This window comes from Mycobacterium sp. 1245805.9, from assembly GCF_001672915.1.
Lineage (GTDB): Bacteria > Actinomycetota > Actinomycetes > Mycobacteriales > Mycobacteriaceae > Mycobacterium.
In genome coordinates this window covers 1-618 of sequence record NZ_LZKR01000012.1, presented here as the reverse complement: position 1 = coordinate 618, position 618 = coordinate 1, and the positions used below count along the sequence as shown (strand labels likewise).

Annotated in this window: 2 pseudogenes; both read left to right on the top strand. The window is 74.4% G+C overall.

The features are described from left to right. A pseudogene (locus tag A9X00_RS01975) lies at nucleotides 1-335 on the top strand (acyl dehydratase); the annotation flags it as partial. Nucleotides 336-360: 25 nt separating this feature from the next. Then, nucleotides 361-618 (top strand): annotated as a pseudogene (locus tag A9X00_RS01970) (CoA transferase); the annotation flags it as partial.

Here is a 618-nt window from a genome sequence, read left to right as displayed (position 1 = left end):
CCCGGCTCACCCTGAACATCGCTGCCACACACCACGATTCGCGGGTCGGCGGGCGCCGGCTGGTGTACGGCGGACACACCATCGGGCTGGCGCTCGCGCAGGCCAGCAGGCTGCTGCCCAACCTCGCGACGGTCCTGGGTTGGCAGTCCTGCGATCACACCGGTCCGGTGCACGAGGGCGACACCCTCTACAGCGAACTGCACGTCGAGACCGCGCGGCCGACCGGGCACGGCGGGGTGCTGGGGCTGCGATCGGTGGTCTACGCCGTCGCCGATGCGGAGGGCGAGCCCGACCGGCCGGTGCTGGACTGGCGGTTCGACGCGCTGCATTTCTGAGTCGCGCGCCCCGGCCGCGCGCACAATGGTGGGCGTGACATCGGCGTCGTCAAGCTGGGGCAGCAGCGGGCTGGCCTGCCTGACCGGCCTGCCCGACGGGCCGCCCGACTTCTCCAGGGCCAACGTGCTGGCCCGCGCCGAGGAGGTGGCCACGGCCATCCGCCGCGGGACGGGCGTCCCCATCGACCCGGCCGGCCTGCTGGCGGGTCGGGCGGCCCGTCGGGCAGGCCGGTCAGGCAGGCCAGCCCGCTGCTGCCCCAGCTTGACGACGCCGATGTCACGC